17 protein-coding genes and 1 pseudogene are annotated in these 21,648 nt (G+C 37.6%); 7 read left to right on the top strand and 11 right to left on the bottom strand.

Going from position 1 to position 21,648, the window contains the following annotated elements; translation table 11 throughout:
• The first annotated feature begins 303 nt into the window (after positions 1–303).
• The 7 genes and pseudogenes from ACHUFA_RS09760 (at position 304) to ACHUFA_RS09730 (ending at position 9,499) form a co-directional block, all read left to right on the top strand.
• Positions 304–1,566, top strand: coding sequence for a site-specific integrase (locus ACHUFA_RS09760; RefSeq protein ID WP_394405803.1), 1,263 nt, complete (start codon positions 304–306; stop codon positions 1,564–1,566).
• Positions 1,566–3,419: a hypothetical protein gene (locus tag ACHUFA_RS09755; protein WP_394405801.1), complete on the top strand. Its 1,854-nt coding sequence runs from the start codon at positions 1,566–1,568 to the stop codon at positions 3,417–3,419. Before ACHUFA_RS09760 ends, ACHUFA_RS09755 begins: the two co-directional genes overlap by 1 nt.
• Positions 3,416–5,077 (top strand): hypothetical protein, encoded by a 1,662-nt coding sequence (locus ACHUFA_RS09750; protein ID WP_394405800.1) that lies wholly within the window; start codon positions 3,416–3,418, stop codon positions 5,075–5,077. Before ACHUFA_RS09755 ends, ACHUFA_RS09750 begins: the two co-directional genes overlap by 4 nt.
• Complete coding sequence (locus ACHUFA_RS09745) at positions 5,070–5,771, top strand: hypothetical protein (RefSeq protein ID WP_394405798.1); 702 nt, start codon at positions 5,070–5,072, stop codon at positions 5,769–5,771. Before ACHUFA_RS09750 ends, ACHUFA_RS09745 begins: the two co-directional genes overlap by 8 nt.
• 10 nt (positions 5,772–5,781) lie before the next feature.
• Positions 5,782–7,635, top strand: coding sequence for a zinc-ribbon domain-containing protein (locus tag ACHUFA_RS09740; protein WP_394405797.1), 1,854 nt, complete (start codon positions 5,782–5,784; stop codon positions 7,633–7,635).
• Positions 7,636–7,987: 352 nt separating this feature from the next.
• Complete coding sequence (xerS, locus tag ACHUFA_RS09735; protein ID WP_394405795.1) at positions 7,988–9,058, top strand: tyrosine recombinase XerS; 1,071 nt, start codon at positions 7,988–7,990, stop codon at positions 9,056–9,058.
• A gap of 129 nt (positions 9,059–9,187) precedes the next feature.
• Positions 9,188–9,499: pseudogene (locus tag ACHUFA_RS09730) on the top strand (type II toxin-antitoxin system HicB family antitoxin).
• 86 nt (positions 9,500–9,585) lie between these two features.
• On the opposite strand, the gene ACHUFA_RS09725 reads toward ACHUFA_RS09730, so the two are convergent.
• The 11 genes from ACHUFA_RS09725 to ACHUFA_RS09675 form a co-directional block, all read right to left on the bottom strand.
• Entirely contained in the window at positions 9,586–10,620 is a 1,035-nt protein-coding gene (locus ACHUFA_RS09725) for a YeiH family protein (protein ID WP_394405793.1), read from the bottom strand.
• 33 nt (positions 10,621–10,653) lie between these two features.
• Positions 10,654–11,214 (bottom strand): SP0191 family lipoprotein, encoded by a 561-nt coding sequence (locus ACHUFA_RS09720; protein WP_394405791.1) that lies wholly within the window; start codon positions 11,212–11,214, stop codon positions 10,654–10,656.
• A 136-nt stretch (positions 11,215–11,350) separates the two neighbouring features.
• Positions 11,351–12,691, bottom strand: coding sequence for a methylenetetrahydrofolate--tRNA-(uracil(54)-C(5))-methyltransferase (FADH(2)-oxidizing) TrmFO (gene trmFO / locus ACHUFA_RS09715; protein WP_394405789.1), 1,341 nt, complete (start codon positions 12,689–12,691; stop codon positions 11,351–11,353).
• Positions 12,692–12,856: 165 nt separating this feature from the next.
• Positions 12,857–14,950, bottom strand: a complete 2,094-nt coding sequence (topA, locus tag ACHUFA_RS09710; protein ID WP_394405787.1) for a type I DNA topoisomerase — start codon at positions 14,948–14,950, stop codon at positions 12,857–12,859.
• A gap of 91 nt (positions 14,951–15,041) precedes the next feature.
• Positions 15,042–15,884, bottom strand: coding sequence for a DNA-processing protein DprA (dprA, locus tag ACHUFA_RS09705; RefSeq protein WP_222348476.1), 843 nt, complete (start codon positions 15,882–15,884; stop codon positions 15,042–15,044).
• 52 nt (positions 15,885–15,936) lie between these two features.
• Positions 15,937–16,704, bottom strand: a complete 768-nt coding sequence (gene rnhB / locus ACHUFA_RS09700) for a ribonuclease HII (protein WP_394405785.1) — start codon at positions 16,702–16,704, stop codon at positions 15,937–15,939.
• Positions 16,691–17,539 carry a ribosome biogenesis GTPase YlqF gene (ylqF, locus tag ACHUFA_RS09695; RefSeq protein ID WP_394405783.1) on the bottom strand — a complete coding sequence of 283 codons (849 nt, stop codon included), beginning with the start codon at positions 17,537–17,539 and terminating at the stop codon, positions 16,691–16,693. Before ylqF ends, rnhB begins: the two co-directional genes overlap by 14 nt.
• 94 nt (positions 17,540–17,633) lie before the next feature.
• Positions 17,634–19,142 (bottom strand): site-specific integrase, encoded by a 1,509-nt coding sequence (locus ACHUFA_RS09690; protein WP_047210204.1) that lies wholly within the window; start codon positions 19,140–19,142, stop codon positions 17,634–17,636.
• An 87-nt stretch (positions 19,143–19,229) separates the two neighbouring features.
• Entirely contained in the window at positions 19,230–19,463 is a 234-nt protein-coding gene (locus ACHUFA_RS09685; RefSeq protein ID WP_047210205.1) for a hypothetical protein, read from the bottom strand.
• A gap of 388 nt (positions 19,464–19,851) precedes the next feature.
• Positions 19,852–20,067, bottom strand: a complete 216-nt coding sequence (locus ACHUFA_RS09680) for a helix-turn-helix domain-containing protein (RefSeq protein WP_000498035.1) — start codon at positions 20,065–20,067, stop codon at positions 19,852–19,854.
• Between the two features lie 490 nt (positions 20,068–20,557).
• Positions 20,558–21,648 (bottom strand): MucBP domain-containing protein (locus ACHUFA_RS09675; RefSeq protein ID WP_394405780.1); only part of this gene is annotated, 1,091 nt, incomplete at its 5' end.

Below are 21,648 nucleotides of genomic sequence, written 5' to 3'. Positions count from 1 at the left end.
TAACAAAAGTAACTTACAAAAGTAAAAGAAAAAGAGTAAATAGATAGCCACGGTAGGTATTCTCTACATCGTCAGAGGGAGCTACTGTGGTTGTCGTTGTTGCTGAGCTAATGAATAGCTCTCATTACTAAGATGAAGTTACTTTTGTTATTGAATCAAATTAAACAATAAAACGATCAATGAAAGTACTCATCGATATTCCCTTTCAAGGGAGATGATACTGATTTGGTCGTTTTTTTTGCATTTCTTAGCAATAACAAACTCAAGACAGGACATCCAATCAAAGTAGAAAAAGGAGGTGCTATGAAGTTCGTTTGTTATAAACATTCTCTTATTTTAGGTGATCATCATATTGTGACGAAGCAGTTTATCGTCTTAAAACACGAAGATGGTCGATTACAATTTACCAATTTTCATCGCTATGTACAATCATCTTCTAAAATAAAGTCAATTTCAGATGATGGCAACAAACGTTTTTCGTATGTTATTAAATTTCTAAATTATATCTTTTCTGAACATACTCTTCAAAGTTTAGATCAACTAACCCTTGAGATGGTGAGAGACTTCCTCATGCATTACGGACTAGGGACATTACCTGGAGATACTAGGCATCGCAAGAAGACAACTGTTGAAATCTGTGTCAATACTATACTGGACTTTTTGACGCTTTATTTAAAGGACAGGAAAGGTAAAGCTATCTTATCCCCCCAGGAGCTCTATACTACAACATCTTTTACCAACAAAAGAGGAAAGCTGATCAAGCGAAAAGAGCCTAGTTTCGAAGTGTTCTATGACGACAGCAATACGGAACAGGTGATTTTTCGTGATATGCCAAACGCAGCCTTTGAGATGTTATTTGCTCATATCGCAAAGCAGCACAAAGATTTACTCATGGTGGTAGCCTTGGGAGCATTCGTTGGTCTGCGTCCATCGGAAGCCTGTAACGTTAGGAGAGAAGATAGTCCTCTAGGACCTGGTATTCTTTTTCATCAATCCGAAGGAGAGACATTTAAGATTGAGATAGACTTACGAAAGGAAATGCCTCTGCGTAGCGATTTAAAGCCTACAGGACGCATCAAGAAGGAGCGTATGCAGGCTGTACCTTATATCTTCCTTGAAGTATTTGTAGATACTTATAACGACTACATGGAATATATGGAAGGAAAGAAGTATGAGAAGGATTATGGACCGCTAAATCTAAATAAGCAAGGAAAAGCATTGACCTATGATGTCTACTATCAACGGTTCCGTAAGATAATCAGGGAGGAGATGATCCCTCTTTACCTAAAGTCTGATGACGCAGAAGTAGTATTCTTTGGCCAGCTCTTGCAAGAGCACAATATCTCACCTCATATTTTCAGACACTGGTACACAACTCAATTGGTTATTTCGGGTGTCCGTGAGATTAGTGAGTTGATGTCTGCCCGCGGAGATAAATCGCCAGATAGTGCTTGGGTGTATCTACAAAACAAGGGAGAAATCGCCAAGCAATATAACCAAGTAAATAACGGTGTATTTGATTATATGAGTTGGAGAGCAAATGATTTATTTGGAGGAGGAGAGTAGTGGCAGTCGATTTAAAAAGATTTCTTGAAGCTCTTTTAATAGAGTTAAATGCAGATACTCCAAAAATGAGAGAAAAGATAAGTCAATATTTATTAGATAATAAGTGGTTTTATATTGGGATAAATAAAGATAATCAGTGCATTAAAGATCATGATACTCAGCTTTTAAAGAAGCGAATAGTTAGCTTTTTGACAACTGAGCCTGGAATTGAATCGATGGAGGCAATTTTTAAACAAAAATTTCCCATGTCACACCAATATTTTAAAGAATTTGCAACTGTTAATAATCTTGAAGAAGCTAGTCAATTTTATCTGATGGATTTTCTTTGTTATTATTTGGAGAAGGACATTTTTCTTTATAATGATCGTAACCTTGAAAAACTCATTGAATACGCAACCGAAGCACTAAGTAAGTCTCATGGTAAAGAGTTGATATCATTTTCTGATTGGTTATTAGGGAAAGGTGTGACACATTACAGAAACTCTTATGTTATGACGAATCGTTATACGCTTGAAGATAAAAACGGAGCATACGAGTTGAATGACTACTTACAATTGATGTTTTATCTTTTTAATGATGACTATATTCAAAAAAATAACATGCTTTACCTTGCGGCCCAATCTAAAGATTACGCTGACACTTGGCTTTATCTTGCACTCCATTTTATATGTGCCTTAAGAACTACAGATTTGGAAAGAATTGGACACCCCAAATTATCACGTGTTCCTAACGACATACTAAGGGCAGTCAAGAATGGTACTTGGACTACTGGTGAGGCAAGGCGAACACTCCTTAGTATTACCACAAGATTAACATATCTCAACATTACTCCAAACAAGACTAAGAGAGCTTCAAATGTCAGCCAATTAAAATTCCATGTGCCTGAGAGCTGTCAGGTGCTGATTGGAACACTCCTGGCTATCTGTGAGGCACATTTTCAAATAGCAAACAAACAAGCTTCTGAGTCACCTCTAATCAGAAAGATATCCAACTATGAACGAATTCATAGATACATGGGAGAAGAAATTGGTAGCTTATTTTTAGAAAGAAACTTTAGTAGCCGCTCAGCAAATAAATCATATCTCCAAGCTGTTGCGATGCTCGCCGATGATGTCATAGAGGAGAAATCTGAACTCAACATAAAAGGGTATTTCTTAGCAGCCTTAGCTAGAAGTCACAAAGGCTCTTACGATGAATTTGCTCAAACGACGTCAACATACTTAAAGGATGCTCAATTAGGGCAAGTGCAGCCTGAAATGGTTGCAAAAGAACTATTTGAGAGAGGTGTACTATCAATGGTTCCATCAATGTTATTGACGATTGTAACGAGAGGCAAGTACAAAGAGCTGACTCCAAGTCAACAAACACGGATGATTAAAGAATTAGATCTGACACCTGCGGAAATAGAAAAAACTTTAGAAATTAGTATAAGAGCTGATTCTCGCTCGCAGAATGCGCTAAAAACAGTTATTCAAGAGCAGTTGAGTCCTCAACAATTATTGACAGTTTGCCATAGAATCGGTAATGGAGAAGCATTTTCCAAACAGGCTGAAAGCATGTGCTTATTATCTGCGCTTGGTAAACTTTGCCCCTACATAGACAAACAACATTGTGTAGGTTGTCAATATGAATTACAGACGAAATCAACGCTTTTGCTTCTCATCGGAGAATTTAATCGTTTGAACCATCGTTATAACGAAGTAAAAGATGATTTAGAAAAAGGAAAGATAAGGGCAATATTGGAATTGCAGTTGAAGCCCTGTTTGACTGAAATGCTACAGTCGCTGTCTGAACAATATGGTGAGGAAGTCTTAAATGACTATGAAGAAATAATAAAGGAGTTGATCCATTGATTACAGAAGCAAAGCTATTTCAAACCATTAAAAGTATTACTGAAATCGATCAAGTCATGGTTGATAAGGCACATGTGTATTTTAAGGACTATTATGAAAAAGATATCATTCTTACTCCTGATTTTGAATCAGGAAAATGGTTATTAACTAATGAATATGCTAATGTGAATTTTCTCTTCAATGTTAACCGATTTCAATATGAACGATATTTTGAGACATTGATAGGTTTTTCCTACCATTCATTTATTGAATATTTGAAGTCTTATGTAGTCTTATCTATGGATCAGCATGTCCTGACCACTTTGCAAATCTTTTTACGAGATGTAAAAAGATTGGTAAAAACAACAAAGCAGAATATTGTATCGGATATGGCAAATATCAAATTATCAGCTCCCAACTTATGTTTTGACTTTTTTGCAAGTCTACCTTGCGTTGAAGATTCACAAATGAATCAATTCTTGGAACAACTAGATCATGTGATAGCATTGCAATATCAATCAAAATCAAAGCAACAGCGTCAACTAGCTCAATTTCAGTCCTATTTTGCATTTAACGATATCCTAACTGACTATTGGTCTCAACCCCTCCCTGAAGCTGAAAGGTTGTTTTATTACCCAATTTATCTTTGGTGGCAAATTACAGCAGTAGTTCCATTACGCCCACGGGAATTTTTATTAACTCAACGAGATTGCCTATCTGAGAAGAATGGTAAGTATTACCTAACTCTTAGAAGAAATAACATAAAAGGAAGAGAGAAGGCGATTTCACATAAAATTACTGAAGACTATTACCTAACGACCTATGAGATTCCCACTAATCTTGCTCAATCTATCCAGCATTACTTAAACTTAACACAAGATTTAGAGTCAACAAAATTAAATACACTTTTTGTAACCGATGCGCATTACCAGCGTTGGAATAGAAAGACAGGTATCAATAACCGCTTTTTAACGTATCAAAATATCAACACCATATTAAAGTATTTCTTCAATGAGATTATTGAGGAGAAATATGGCTATCAAGTACATTACATCGACCCTATATCACGATTGGAAGATAAGGAAATCAACTTTATCCATATCGGAGACACTAGACATATTGCAATGATCAACCTAATTGCTGAAGGGGCTAGCCCAGTAACTGCAATGTTGCTTGCAGGTCATGATAACGTAGCAACTTCGTCACATTATTTTTCAAATCTTAGTCAATTCATAGAATGTCGAAGTTATCAAGTTTATCGTAAGCTAACCAGTTCTCAAACTAGCTATGAAATTAGCAAATCTCAGCCTAGATATACAGTAGGAAAGGCGTTTGTTCAATTAGAAAACAAAGGACGGTGCTACTCACCAAGGTTTGCTTCGGGTGATTACTCAGATTGTCTAAAAGTCATCAGTAATCATGCAGAGCTCGGTGCCTGCACAAGTTGTCCGTTCTATCGCAAGGCTGGAAAAGAGTATTTTTCAATGGATAAGACTTACAAGAAGTCAGTTGACCAAGAAGCCCTAATTGTTGATGAAGCTGTAAAACGAGTCAGACAAGGCAAGGGGAATTTGGAAGATATTGGGGAGGCACTTTTAAAGCTATCGTCTGTAAGCCACTCGTATCAAGAGTATTTAGCTGCGAAACAAATATTTAAAGCGGAGGGGTTAAATGGCTAGAAGAAGGCTAATTTCTGATGAAGATTTATTCGAGAAATTCGAGGAATATATCTTAAATGAGTGTTCAAATGATATTTCTTTGTTCAAATTACCAAAATTCGGTGATTACTTAAGAGTTACAGGTTTTCCCGAAGTTACCGATACTACCTTGAGGCGAAATAAAAATTTTCGATTAACTATCGAGAAACGAAAAGCTGAGGCAGAGGATGAAGAATTTCAAACCATCATTACTTACAAGACCTTAGATATAGACAGTTTTATGATGACCAATCGAACACCTAGAGCAATCCGTTCAGCACTAGTTGAACTGAATAAATACTATAAAAGGATTGTTGAAGTGGCTTTAAAGTATAAAGATGAAGCAGAAGTTCTGGTAATTGAGAATAAAAAGTTAAAGGATCAACTTGAATTGACATCAAGTAATATTGAAGAGTGCAAGGTATTAATGGATGAAATCAGCTCACTTAAAAGTATCATCAAAACTACTGTCTATCCCGAAATTGCTAACGAACTATTAAAAGCAGAGTGGCTTTTAAAATCAGAGAATAGAATCATTTCTGATGATTATCTAGCAAGTCAGATTATTACTGCAGATTCGAAAATTGATCTTCAATCAAAATCAACCAGCAATGATGGAGCTAAAAATAAAATTGTAAATATAAAAAATTTACTAGATAGCAAAACAAATTATTGAGAGATGAAGTATGATAAAAACAATAAAAGAAGTGCCAGCTATGCTGTTATACTGGAATTTGAACTTGAATATATTGGATTTAGAAAGTACAAAAGTAAATAGTCGGCATTATGCAAACTGGATTTGCCCTAGCTGTTCGTATCAATGGGAGGCTAAAATCAATGACATTTATAAAATAAGTCTGAAGATTCCCGATTTTTGTCCTTGTTGCAATCTTGGAAAAGTTCATATTAGTGAGATAAATAGCATCAAAGCTATGTTTCCTGACTTTGAGAATTATATAAATTATCATCGTGAGGATAGAGAAACGATTAGCCACTTACTACAGAATCAAAGATTTAACTCTAGACATATATTCCAACTTAAATGTCCAACTTGTCATAGCTCCTGGAGAGATGCAGCTATAAATTTAAGATTATTTCAGTCTGAGGAAAAGGAAATATTTCATATCGGTTGCAATGAGATGTCTTACCAGAATCACTATTCTGAAGTCTATCCGAATCTAGGGCAAATATACAACGATGAGTTGAATGATAGTCAATTCAATGAATTAAGGCTAAACACAAATGTTACAAAACCGATGCATTGGAAGTGTGACAAGTGTCTTTATGATTTCAAAATGCCAATTGATAGTTTGTTCGCTAGAATAAGGCGAAACGGCAGTTATTGTACTGAATGCAATGCAAGTTTCAATAACCCATTACAGAATTCATCAACAAATGCACCATTGGATTTTTTAACACCAGACTACATTGATGAATGGTCAGAAGAGAATAACATATCACCTAATCAAGTTGATGCGCTTTCAGACATTCTTGTAATATGGAGTTGTTTAAAATGCAAGGGTTCCTACACATGTAAAGTCTATGAAAGAACCAACCATAGTTGCCCATTTTGTTGCAACAAAGAAATGTTGAGAGGCTTTAATACACTAGATAAAACCCATCCATATCTAAAACAATTTTTACATCCAAATAACCTGGAAAGTCTAACAGAATATTGGAACCAATCCACTGAAGTAATCACTTGGAAATGCCCTTGTTGCGATATTTCATTTGAATGCAGTCCAAAAGAAATGATTGCTCGAACAGAACCTGAAAATCCCAATTTTCAATCCTGCCCAAATTTCTGCGAATGGTCAACCAGTGTATTTAAAAATAATTCTCTTTATAACGAACCCATTCTTATCAAAGAATGGAGTGAAAAAAATAAAATACCTATGTTTCTAGCCCTCACAAATGTAGAAACTAAGAAATATTGGTGGAATTGCTCAGATTGTAAAAACGATTATCTTTGCTCTATACCAATTCGAAGAGAAATTCAAAGTTGCTGTCCGTATTGCAATAATGAGTTGCCTTTAAAGGGTGTAAATACCTTATTTGATATTTACCCTGAATTGAAAACAATCTGGGATAAAGAAAACAATATTACTACAGAATCTGTTATCCTGGATTACAAAAGTAATAGAAACTACAGTTGGTGCTGTAATAAATGTCAAATAAGCTACAGAGAAAGTGTCAATGTAGTACTGAACAGATACTTAACTGATCCGGTAAGTATCGATAATGTCTGTCCCAGTTGTAATAAACTAGATGTTCCTTATGTAGAAAATAACATGAGTGAAACGCACCCTCATTTATTGAAAGAATGGGATTATCGAAACAATATGTTGCTTGGAAAACCTGAGAACCAAACCGAAAATAGCAGCCAGCAAGTATGGTGGATTTGCAACAATAATTCCGAACATCGCTATAAGGCATCTATTAAAAATAGAATAATGTATGAGATAAGAAATCAAGAGCCTTATTCGGTATGTAAAGGATTTAGAAGAAAACGAGCTCATTTTGTTCAATTTAAGAAATAATAAAACAGGTCTAATGTATAGATTTGTTTTAAATTTATGTAAAAATTGGGGGTATCTCTATGTCCGAAAATATAGTTTTAGGTATCAAATTAACTAGAAAAATGTACTTTTGAAAAAATTTCCAGTTTTGTCGTTAATAAAGTACATTTTTATGGAAAAATGAGGGTATCTAGAAATTCCAGTTTAGACTTGAATTAAGTACATTATTAGCTGATTTTTCCTAAAAAATTTTTTTTGGTTATCATTGGGAGTATATCCATTATATCTTTCCGAAAAACTATAATTTTCTTGAAAAATGAATATAGGCATGTTATACTACTTATTATATTATATAGAAAATTTGGAGAATATCATGCGCCGCGAATTATTACTAGAAAAAATTGATGATCTGAAAAATATCATGCCTTGGTTTGTGTTGGATTACTATCAATCTAAGCTGGCTGTGCCCTACAGTTTTACAACCTTGTACGAATACCTCAAGGAATATCGACGTTTTTTTGAGTGGCTCATAGATACTGGGCTTGTAGATTGCTCACAGATTTCAGATATTTCCTTAGATACTTTGGAAAATCTGACTAAGAAAGATATGGAGTCGTTTATCCTTTATCTGCGTGAACGTCCGTTGCTGAATGCCAATACGACTCAAAATGGTGTTTCTCAGACGACCATTAACCGTACGCTATCCGCCTTATCCAGTCTTTACAAGTATCTGACGGAGGAGGTTGAAAATGAGCAAGGTGAGCCTTATTTTTACCGAAATGTCATGAAAAAAGTTTCAACCAAAAAGAAAAAGGAAACCCTTGCTGCCAGAGCTGAAAATATCAAGCAAAAACTCTTTTTAGGCGATGAAACCATGGAATTTTTGGAATATGTTGATGTAGAATACGAAAACAAGCTTTCCAATCGTGCTAAATCGTCTTTCCGAAAAAATAAAGAACGCGATTTAGCCATCTTAGCACTTCTTTTGGCATCTGGCGTGCGTTTGTCTGAAGCGGTGAATCTAGATTTGCGAGATGTTAACTTAAAAATGATGATCATTGATGTCACTCGTAAAGGTGGCAAACGGGACTCTGTCAATGTAGCTGGCTTTGCCAAGCCTTATCTGGAAGCCTATGCTGCTATTCGTCATCAACGTTACAAGGCTGAAAAAACAGACACTGCTTTCTTTTTATCTGAGTATCGTGGTATGCCCAACCGCATGGATGCATCTAGTATTGAAAAAATGGTAGCAAAATATTCTGCTGATTTCAAAATCCGCGTGACACCGCACAAACTCCGCCACACACTCGCGACTCGGCTTTACGACGCCACAAAATCACAAGTATTGGTTAGCCACCAGCTTGGTCATGCCAATACCCAAGTTACAGACCTTTACACTCATATCGTCAACGACGAACAGAAGAATGCTTTAGATAATTTATAGGTTTTACATAATATAAATTATGTCATAACAGCTGTCGAAGACCTATATTTTAATAACTTTGACAAATATACGCATTAAAGGATTTAGGAAACGGGCTTGAAAAGAAAATCCTGAAAGACCTGGGATTAAATTAATATCCCTTCTCTTTCCTTTTTATTATTTGGTGGTGGTACGGAGGGCGATACACTAGAAGAGGTCATGAAGAATGCACATGAAATGCTTGAAAGTACTTTTGAGGCCTACTATATCGACGAAGGCATGGAACTGCCTACTCCTACTGATATCACCACACTTGAGGTTTGTGACGATTTTACATCCTCCCTTTATTAAAAATAACAAGGCAATTCGCAAGAATGTCACAGTTCCAGAAATGTCACAGTTCCAGAATGGTTGGTTAGACTGGCTGACCGTCAATGCCTGTCAGTTCAAAAAGCTCATTGAGCGAAATGGAATCACAGCAAGTCTCAGCAATATTATACCGAGCACCGACCTCGTATTCATTCATCCATTGCTCCACCTTGAAAGGTTTAATGTCCATTAAATCCCATAAAAAATTGCATAATTAAAAATACAAAAATAATTCCCAACCAACAAGACAGACCGAGTAAAATCGGTTTTCCGCCTTTTTTAACGAGTTGGACAATGTTGGTTTTTAGCCCTACTGCTGCCATTGCCATGATGATGAAAAACTTAGAGATTTCCTTAATAGGGCTGAAAAAACTGGCAGGAATACCTGCTGCTACTGCGATGGTGGTAATGAGACTAGCTAGAACGAAATACAGGATAAACATTGGAAAAACTTGCCGTAGTGATACAGAATGACCAGTTGTTTTCGCCTGCTTGGCTCGCCAATATGATAATCCTAAGGTAATCGGAATAATAGCGAGGGTGCGAGTCAATTTGACTGTGACAGCCTTGTCCAAGGTCTGTGTTCCTAGATGATAAAGACTATCCCAAGTGGCTGCTGTCGCTGTAACAGATGAGGTATCGTTGACCGCTGTCCCTGCAAAAATCCCAAAAGCTTCTCCTGATGTGGTTGAAAATCCAACCAAGCTAGCCAGACTAGGAAAAATGAGTGCCGCAAGGACGTTAAAGAGAAAGATAACCGAAATAGCTTGCGCGACCTCTTCGTCGCTAGCATCAATAACAGGAGCCGTTGCCGCAATAGCCGACCCACCACAAATGGAAGAACCAACGCCAATAAGAGTGGCCATATTAACAGACAAATGCAGCTTTTTCTGCAGAACAAATGCAATCAAAAGCGAGGTTGCAATCGTTGATAAGATAATAGGTAACGATTGTTGTCCAGTCTGTAGGATCACCTGTAAATTTAAGCCAAATCCTAATAATACGACCGCATACTGCAACACTTTCTTCGAGGTAAAGGCGATACCTGCTTGAAATTTTTCTTGTTGACCAAAGACAGAGCTGAATGTCATCCCAATTAGAATAGCAAAAACAGCACCACCAACAATCGTAAATTCTTTTCCTAAAAAATGACTAATACAGGCAATAAGCAAGCATAGAGTCAATCCATAGGAACGTTTTTTCCAATTTTTCATAATAACGCCCCTTTTCTTTCTACTATTATAGACCTATTTTATTTCCTTTGCACCAAGAGCATTTAGGCCTGCTAAAAAATTGGAGGCTTCCATATCTTTAAGACCAGCAAACATTTGGCCAAAAGTTGCTAAATTAGCTGCTGCTTGATAGTCTAATTGAAGCATATCCGCATCGAAAACAAGCACTGATTGGTTCTCCTCATTCAAGCTTGTAGAAACGGTCATTCCTTTGACTTCACCGGCTTCTTTAACACCAGGTGTATCACGTAAACTTTGCAACAATTCTTCACGATTATCATCCGTGATGGCAGAACGTACTTCTTCTGGCAGTGTCTGAGCCAAAGTGATTGTCAAATGCAATAACTTCTCCCCCTTATAGGTTACTTCATACCATTGAATCTGCTGAAGGTCATTCATTTCTACAATATATTCAAATTTTCGCTTTGTCTCCATCTCATGTTTTGATGTGATAGCTCCCTTTGGTAAGGCAGTCGCTTCTGACGAACTGGTAGTCGTGTCTTTGGCAGTTTGGCGACTACAAGCTCCAAGTACCATTAGACTAGCTAGTGCCAAAAGATAGAACGTTTTTTTCATATATTTCCTCAAGTCTAGTTTTATTTATTACTCATTCTATCTTTTTTCTTCAATATAGGCAAGCCTTTCCAATATGTGATCACCGCTCAGTAATGTTAAATAACCTAAGACGTCTGTCCTAGGTTATTTGTTTACTTTAATAATTCAAATACTCTTCCAAAGCCGTCAAAGCACGTTCAGCAATGGCTTCGTAACGTTCTTTCTTATCACGAATACGTGGTCCTTCAAGTTCTTTGATAATTCCAAAGTTAACATTCATTGGTTGGAAATGTTTACTTTCCGTATGAGTGATATAGTGTGGAAGAGCTCCAATGGCTGTTGTTTGTGGGAAGACCACTTCGTCTTCACCTTTAAAGCGACGCACCGCATTGATACCAGCCACAAGTCCGCTGGCAGCTGATTCCACATAACCTTCCACGCCAGTCATTTGTCCCGCAAAGAAAAGATTTGGGTTCTTACGAGTCGCGAAAGTTGGTGTCAAAAGATTTGGTGAATCCATGTATGAATTACGGTGCATAACACCATAACGGACAAACTCAGCGTTTTCAAGACCTGGAATCATTTGGAAAACGCGTTTTTGTTCACCCCATTTAAGGTGAGTTTGGAAACCAACGATATTGTAAAGCGAGCCAGCTGCATTATCTTGACGCAATTGAACAACAGCATATGGCGTTTTAAACTCACCATCGCGAGTTCCCTTGTAATCTTCTGGGTATTCCAAACCAACTGGTTTCATTGGGCCGTAAAGCATCGTCTTGATACCACGCTTAGCCATCACCTCGATTGGCATACAACCTTCAAAGTATTTCTCTTTTTCAAAGGAATTAAGCGGAGCCTCTTCAGCAGTCGTCAAAGCCTCGTGGAAAGCCATGAATTCTTCCTTAGTCATTGGACAATTAAGGTAGGCTGCTTCCCCCTTGTCGTAGCGAGACTTAAGGTAAACCTTATCCATGTCGATAGTGTTAACGTCGACAATAGGAGCTGCCGCATCGTAGAAGTAAAAGCCATCACCACCATTGAGTTCGTGAATTTTAGCCGCCAAGCTGTCGCTCGTCAATGGACCAGTCGCGATAACTGTGATAGCATCTTCAGGAATATCAGTGATTTCGCCACGCACCACTTCAATCAAGGGATGGTTGTGCAATTCAGCAGTCACTGCCTCTGCGTAACCTTCACGGTCAACCGCCATAGCACCACCAGCAGGCACACGGTGTTCTTCACCGTTACGTATAATAATAGAATCCAGGCGACGCATTTCTTCTTTCAAAAGGCCAACGGCGTTTGTCAAAGAATCTCCACGGAAGGAGTTTGAACAAACCAATTCTGCAAAGTTAGCAGTTTTGTGTTGTGGAGTTGGTTTTACCCCACGCATTTCATAAAGCTTAACCTTGATACCACGTTTAGCGATTTGGTAAGCCGCTTCAGAACCAGCCAAGCCAGCTCCGATGACATTGATGTAGTCAACAGATTGAGACATGCACTAATACCTCTTTGGGACCCAAGTCCCTCAAATCTTTCTTTTTTAGTTAACCTATCCAGTATATCAAAAAAATCCCATTCTTGCGAATGGGAGGAATCTATCATCGTAGTTTTACAGATATACTACGTGGATATATTTTTACATAATATATATTACGTAAATCTATTTCACTTTTTCCTCTTCGTAGTCACCATTTGGACAGACGACTTGCTTACCTCCGCCACGGACTTTCTTTTCAACGAGATAGTGATCACATTTTGGACAAGCGCGTCCAACTGGCTTATCCCAAGAAGTGAATTCACACTCGGGATAGCGATCACAGCCGTAGAAAATTCGATTTCGCTTGCTCTTGCGTTCAATGACTTGTCCTTTTTGACAATCTGGGCAGACAACACCGATTTCCTTAGTGATTTGCTTGGTATTGCGACAATCTGGGAAATTACTACATGCATAGAATTTTCCGAAACGCCCCAGCTTGATGACCATTGGATGACCACAGACGTCGCAATCAAATCCAGCTGGTTCATCTTTAATCTGAATTTTTTCCATTTCAGACTCGGCTTTTGTCAATTCCACTTGGAATGGTTTGTAAAACTCATCAATGACCTTCTGCCACTGCTCTTGACCAATCTCCACATCATCCAGCTTCTGCTCCATTTCAGCCGTAAATGCCACGTTGACAATGTCTGGGAAGAATTCAACGATGAGTTTGTTAACAATCTCCCCCAGCTCTGTTGGTTCAAAGCGTTTCGCAGCTAATTTGACATAATAGCGCTTCTGAATCGTTTCAATAGTTGGTGCATAGGTTGATGGACGGCCAACTCCATTTTCTTCCAGTGTTTTGATGAGAGTGGCTTCTGAATAGCGAGCTGGTGGTTGTGTAAAATGTTGTTCGGGATTGGTTGTCGAGCGGACAACGGTATCTCCTTTTTCCATATCAGGCAACATTTTATTTTTATCAGAGTCATTGTAGACAGCCATGTAACCATCGAATTTGACCTGACTTCCGTTAGCAGAGAATTGAACACCATTTTGTTCCAAGCTGACTTTCATCGTATCAAAGATAGCGGCGGTCATTTGGCTAGCCACAAATCGATTCCAGATAAGCGTGTAGAGCTTGAGCTGGTCTTTATCCAAGTGACGAGCGATGGATTCTGGTGTCAAAAAGACATTTGACGGACGAATAGCTTCGTGGGCATCCTGAGCACCTGCAGCATTGCGAATACGATTGCCGTGCTTAGAATATTTTTCGCCGAAGTGCTCTGTAATAAAGTCTGCTGCCTGAGCTTGGGCGACAGGACTAATACGTGTTGAGTCTGTACGCATGTAGGTGATGAGACCTTGTGTACCACCAGAACCAACATTGATCCCCTCATATAATTGTTGGGCAACCATCATGGTCTTACGTGTACGGAAATTGATCTTGTTGGCGGCATCCATTTGCATGGTAGAGGTTGTGTATGGGAGCGGTGCATTACGCTTGCGCTCTTTGCGTTCCACCTGCTCTACAAGGAAATCGTCACCTTTAAGACGAACCAGAACTTCCTTGACCTGATCATTGTTTTCCAACTTCATCTTCTTGCCATCAAGACCGTAGAAGGAAGCTTGGAATTTCTTCGTACCTTTTTTGAAAGTGGCATCAATTGTCCAGTACTCTTCTGGTTGGAAATTGTTGATTTCATTTTCTCGGTCAATAATCAGCTTCAATGCAACGGATTGTACCCGACCAGCAGATAAGCCTTTTTTGACTTTCTTCCAAAGAATTGGTGAAATGGAATACCCCACAATGCGGTCCAAAACACGACGGGCTTGCTGTGCGTCCACCAAGTCTCGGTTAATCACGCGCGGTGCCTTAAAGGCATTTTTAACAGCATCCTTCGTGATTTCGTTGAAAACAACACGGTTGGCATCTTTTTCATCCAAACCAAGAATGTGCGACAAATGCCAGGAAATGGCTTCTCCTTCACGGTCCGGGTCACTTGCCAAATAGACTTTCTTAGCATTTTTAGCTTCTTTTTTCAAAGAATTGATGAGTGGTCCTTTACCACGAATATTGATATATTGCGGTTCATAGTTGTTTTCAAAGTCAATGGACATGGTTGACTTTTTCAAATCACGGATATGTCCAACGGATGCGACAACCTTATAATTTCTCCCTAGATATTTTTCAATCGTCTTGGCTTTGGCAGGAGACTCCACGATCACCAAGTTTTTTTGTGTAGTAGATTTTTTCTTACTAGCTGTTTTTGTAGTCATCTTTGTACCTTCAAATAAATTTAACTTCACAAAGAATATACTATTTTTAGGTATGTGTCAAGATTTTTATTTTCCTATAGGAAAACTTGGTTTAATAAAAGTACTCTGAAAGGATGTCCATGCCTGATGTGGTGCACTTTGCCCCTTCTTTTATCAAATGATGGCAACCTTCTGAATTTCCCTCCAAAATGGATCCTGGAACTGCAAATACATCTCGCCCTTCTTCCATAGCTCGCTCACAGGTAATCAGACTTCCTGATCGCATTTTAGCCTCTACAACAGCAACTCCCTGACTGAGCCCCGCGATAATGCGATTCCGCTCCGGGAAATGGAACTTTTTTGGTTCTTCACCGACGGGATATTCTGTTAATAATAAGTGATGCTTAGCGATGTAATCTTGCAGTTCTTTATTTTCTTTGGGGTAGTAGGTGTCCAGACCACAACCGATAACGGCGATTGTTTTCCCACCATTCTTCAAGCAGGCAATGTGAGCTGCCGTATCAATCCCTCTTGCCAATCCGCTGACAATGACAAAGCGATTATCCAGTTCATTGACAATTTTCTTAACCGATCCAGTACCTATCTTACTGGCATTTCGTGAACCGACAACTCCTAATTTGCTCTCTTCCAGTAAGTCTAAATTTCCTAGGTAAAAAAGCAAGACAGGTGGATTGTAGATTTTCCTCAGCTCCAAAGGGTAAATATCATCCAAAATTGAAAACGAGGGATAGCAATTAAATTCCTCGCGGCACTCTTTTGTATCAATATTTTTATAAGTTTCAATGAAAAGTGTTGGATTTTTGCACTCGGAGACAACCGCCATATCCCGCACGCTCAATTTTTTCGGGTTGGATTGGGCATACTCTAAAATCTTATTGATATTGAGATTGGTCAGCCCAGCTTTTTTTAATTTAAAAATTTCAAAATTATTCATAAACATCCTCCACCTTATCTATTCGAAAAAAATCCCGCATTTTCAGCGAGATTTAATCTTTTATCATAGATTTTACAGGTTCAAAGGTTTTCCGATGAATAGGTGTAATCCCCAATGTTTCCAGACCTGCTAAATGTTTCTTGGTTCCATATCCTGCATTCTGGGCAAAATCATAACCTGGAAACTGATTGTCAAATTCAGTCATCATCTGATCGCGCGTGACTTTTGCAACGATGGAGGCCGCTGCGATAGACAAACTGTTGGCATCCCCTTTTATGATAGACTGCTGAGGAAGGTTGATATCTAATTTCATAGCATCAATTAGGAGAGCCTGAGGCTGAGGATTCAGCTGAGATAAAGCCTCTAACATGGCTAATTTTGTTGCTTCATAGATATTGACTTGGTCAATGACATCCTGATCCCTGATTCCAATTCCTACTGCTACTGCTTGCTCTAAAACTTGTTCATAGATTTCAATATGTTTTTTCTTGGGAATTTTTTTGGAATCATTGAGACCCTTGATTTTACAATTTTTTGGCAAAATAACAGCTGCTGCCACAACTGGACCTGCTAGGGGGCCACGGCCAACTTCATCAATACCTGCGATGAGATCCAACCCTTGCTTATAGAGTTCTTTTTCGTAGCGCAGCATTTCTTCCAAACGATCCTCTTCATCCAAGTCAGCCTGGATTTCTTTTTTTCGCTTGGCAATGGCTTTTTGAACTCCTGCTCGACTATCCTCTGAAAATACATCAAAGCGATTGTCATTGAGGTCAGTGATTTCTGCTAGAATTGCTGAAATTCCCTTAATCGTTTGCATGGTCAGCCACACGATCTAGGGTATACAAGCCCAATTTTCCGTCACGAATTTCCTTAATAAAGAGGTTGTAAAAGCGGTCATAATCATCACGGAAGCCTAGTTTTTGTGTCATATCCATGATAATTTCTGGCGTTTCATCTTCCAAATTCATTTGCTTAAAGCGGTCTTTAAGGCGATTTGGATAGTAGGTTTTGAAGTAATTCAACCCGAAAATCGTAACTTCATCCATGGGCAGGAGCTGGTCTTTGATAGCGCCTGTCAGAGCCAATTTCATAGCTACTTCTTGGTCTTCGAATTTGGGCCAGAGGATACCAGGTGTGTCCAAAATTTCCAAATCTTTGTTCGACTTAAGCCACTGTTGTCCTTTGGTCACGCCAGGTTTATTGCCGACAACAGCAATCTTCTTCCCAGCTAAACGGTTCATGAGCGTAGATTTTCCAGCATTTGGAATACCGATAATCATGGTCCGCAAGGTTTCGATTTGAATGCCACGTTCCCGATGACGAGCAATTTTGTCAGCCATCAAAGCTTTGGCAGCATCCGTCACTTTTTTGACTGTTGACTGCTCTTTTGAATTGATGCAAAGAGTCTTAACTCCCTGCTTTTCATAAAATTGTTGCCATTCTTTGGTTAAAATTGGGTCTGCCAAATCAGATTTGTTGAGAATCATGAGCTTGGGCTTATCGCCAACAATTTTAGTTAACATAGGATTTTGACTGGATAGAGGCAAACGAGCGTCCACCAAAATGGTTACAAAATCTACAAATTTAATATTTTCTTGTACTTGGCGTCTGGCCTTGGACATATGTCCAGGAAACCATTGAATTGTTGCCATGAGTGTATAATTCCTTTCGTATCAAGGGTTTTATGGAGGTAAACCTGTCTAAATTCTATTAGGTCACCAAAAAGTCACCAAATTTAGACTAATTTCACCAAACCATTTCATACCCAATAATTTTTTGCTTTCCTTCTCGAATACATTTAATATCAAAATTTGAATGATATTTCTTAATATCTTTTAATAATTTTGGTAGGATATTAACATTAATATGCCTTGGAAGATAGCTTTCTTTAATTCCCATTATATTTCGGAATTCATCTAAATTTAAATTTGTTTTTCTGCTTTCATAGTGTTTTTCAATCCAATCGTTTATTGGTTGAGAATACTTACAGGACCAAGACTTTAAAGCAGTGAACGAAATTTGATTTTTATCAATAAAATTATTTAATGCATTCACTGCTTTTTCTTGAGAGTTAGTTTGTCTATGAGTATAGCCGATTGTAGTTTCATAATTAGCATGACCTACACGCTCCATAATATCTCTCATAGCCAAATCAGTACCTTCACTTTGCAGATAGGTAATATGCATATGTCTAAATGAGTGTGGTGTTACATGCTTTGTCCATTTAAATCCATATTTCTCTTCGCAAGTTTCAACTAGCTCCTGTTCCACTCTAGCTAGCACCTCACGAAAAGAGTGTGAAGTAATGGGGGAACCATATTCTGTCCGAAAAATACTTTCTGTATGTGAAAAGGATTTAGCAGGATTTTCTAAAGCATACTTATCAAATTCATCACTTCTTTTAATTGCTCGTAAAATTGCTTCGCAAGCTACTTTAGGTAATGCAACTTCTCTGTCAGCATTTATAGTCTTAGTTGTGTCAAAATAAAAGTCCGCAACCTTCAAATCATGATACTGAAGTGATTTATCTATTGTTACAACTCCAGTATCTGGATTGAAATCTTCCCTTGTAAAAGCAGCTTCCCCAATTCTCAAACCTGAACAAAGCAAAACAATAGCTAAATCATAGTAATTAGGATTTCTTCTGCGGCTAAGTGCCTCAAAAAATACAATTAACTCATGGACTTCCAAAAATTTTGCCTCGTGTTTTTTCTTTGCCATACGTTTCTTATCTAAAGAGACCTCTACCTTAACAACTGACATTGGAGAGTATGGAATAATATTATACATTATGCCATGATTAAATATTTTATTACAAGTACTTTTTATATGCACTAATGTAGATTGAGAAGAATCATACCTATCAGCATAAGTAGATAAACACTTTTTCATAAGTAATGGAGTAATGCTTTCAAGCAAGAAGTCATCACCAATAATATCTCCTAATCTCTTTAAAACGAAGGCTTCTCTTTTGACAGTTTGCTGTTTCACTGAAACGGACCAAGTTTCTAACCAGTTTTGCTTCAACTGACCAAATGTCTTTATTTTTTGAGGATTATATTGATATTCTATGTTGTTGACTAGTTTATCAATTTTATCAATTAATCTTCTTTCAGCATCTTTACGAGACCTTGAAGTATCGTTTGAATAAGTTACTGTAGCATTTTTCCACTTTCCTGTAAGTGGATCCTTGTATTTTTCAACTATTTCAAAACGAGTTTCTCCTTTAGAATTTTTTCGTGTTCTATAATACATAATATCGCCCTCTTTAGTATTATCAAAAGAAAATCGAAACTATATTTAATAGAAAAATTGACAATGTCTATTATACCACGATTTTCATTATTTTGCCGCCCTTTGTTTCCATCTTAAAAACTCTTCAAATCCTTCTAAATTAATAAAGACTAATTTATGAGTTGGATTGATTACATGATCTTTAAACTGTTTATTTTCTCTCATTTCACTTAACCATCTATTCAAAGTATATTGATTTAATCCTTCCCATCTTCTCATTAGTGCTTTTTTATCTGCCCATTCAGCGATACTATTTTCAACAGATACAAATTTTATTTTCATACTTACTTCTCTCTTTTATATTTTTATCCATTGTGGTTATGACTGGTTAAATCATTCATGAGAATTTCACCCACTGTCCTTTTACGCTGGCAGCCTGAACGTTCAGAAGTATCATTGTCCTTATTTGTGGTCATGGCAGATAGAGAACCACTCTATTTTATAGTTGATAAAAATCGCTCATATCATTGCGTACCAATCTAAATTGCTCAACAAATAAGAAAGTCCCACATTGGTTTATTCAATTGTCAAAGAACATATAGAATAAGTAACCTCATATTTAGAATTACCTGAAACTAGTATAGTTAATTCAACTATAAAATTAATCTTTTGTGACAAGTTGTCACTAACAAATACAATTACAATATTCTTAAAAATTTTTATTAATGCCCTATAGCCGATGTCCATATTTAAAATCAACTCTACCAACTAAATAATCTAGACTGACATCATAGAAATTAGCCAATTTGATTAAATCATGTATATCTATCATTCGATTTCCCTTTTCATATCTTGAATATGAAGAGCGACTACAATTTAATAATGAAGCGATATTCTCCTGTGTTAAATCCGCATCTTCACGTAAATTTCGAATACGAACGAACATAATATTTCTCCCCCTAACAGCAAAAGTATAAACATGAAGAAAGAGAATATTCGACTTATGTGACAAATTGTCACAAACACCTCAAATGATGAGCAGATTTGTATATTAACTAGATAAGAATGAAAAATTTTATACAAAAAATAATGCCCTAAAGATGTTAACTTTCAGAGCATTATTTTTGTGTGTATTTATTGCTGGTAAAACTCGACGTTTAGGAAATTATAATCTATTAGTTTACGTTTACTACTAGGTAACGAGCTATAGACCATACTGGAGGACAGCAAACCAAGTTAATGAAACATCAAAAGAAAAACTGAGTGACGATCCTAAACACTCCAAGACCTTTGCGAAGAGTATCCCCTAGCAAAGATCTTGAGCCTATTTTATTATTCCATGAACAAAGGCAAGCTATAAATAGATATTTTGCCAGAGGCTAAACGTTAATATCGTACTTTCCTGCTACAGTTGATAATAACCAAATTTAGTCAGACTACTCTTCGTTTTCTTTACGACGTTTTCCGACTAATCCGAGGCTTGCTAGAAGCATACCAGCACCAAGTGATGGTACTACAGCAGAAGTAGATTCACCTGTGTTCGGCAATTGAGCCATACCTGAAGCCTTCGATGGAGCGTTAGGTTTTGGTGTAGAAGGTGTCTTAGCTGTAGGTGGTGTTGGCTTAACAGAATCGTTAATCTTATGATAGATATGAGTTGTGTTGCCATCTTTATCGGTAATTGTCTTACCAGTAAATTCATAACCTGGAATTGACTTATTAGGTGTTGTGCCATCTTCTTGCGGTGCAATGGGATTACCATCTTCGTCAACGTGGTTTGTTACAACTTTCTTAGCTGGAGTCACTTTACGGTAAACGTAGGTTACTTCAGTAGTCTTACCACCTTCAACTGTACCTATTTCTGAACCATCAACACGAACAAGCTCATAAGTTGTACCATCTTCTGTTACAATCTCTGTTGGTTTGTTATCTGTTGTGTCATAAGACTTACCAGCAGGAACATTTGTTTCGTCTTGAACTGGTGCTTTGATAACTGTACCATCTTCTGTTACATAGTTAACCACAACGCTACCATTTTGAACATAAGGAATAAGTGTATCTTCACCTGGATTCTCTGGTGTTGGTGGCACATAACCTTTACCTGGATCATTTGGATCTACTGGTTTCAATGGTGTATTGTCCTTAGGATCTACTGGTGTGTATCCTGGAACGTTAGGAATCACTGTACCCGGATTTGGTGTTACTGGCACATCTGGATTGGTTGGGTCAAATGGATAAGGAATTACTGGGCGTTCGTTTTCTGGAACTCCTGGAATTTCTGGAACCCAGTTAGCAACTTTCTTATAAACATAAGTAATTTCTGTTGTCTTACCACCCTCGACGATACCACTTTCTTTACCAATTGTCTTGGATGGGATCAATACATGACGTGAGCCATCTTCTGTTACAATCTCTGTTGGTTTGTTATCTGTTGTGTCATAAGACTTACCAGCAGGAACATTTGTTTCGTCTTGAACTGGTGCTTTGATAACTGTTCCATCTTCTGTGACGTAGTTAACCACAACGT

It is taken from the genome of Streptococcus hepaticus (genome assembly GCF_043656315.1).
GTDB lineage: Bacteria > Bacillota > Bacilli > Lactobacillales > Streptococcaceae > Streptococcus > Streptococcus hepaticus.
The sequence above is the reverse complement of the archived record's forward strand: the minus strand, read 5'-3'. Positions and strand labels throughout refer to the sequence as shown.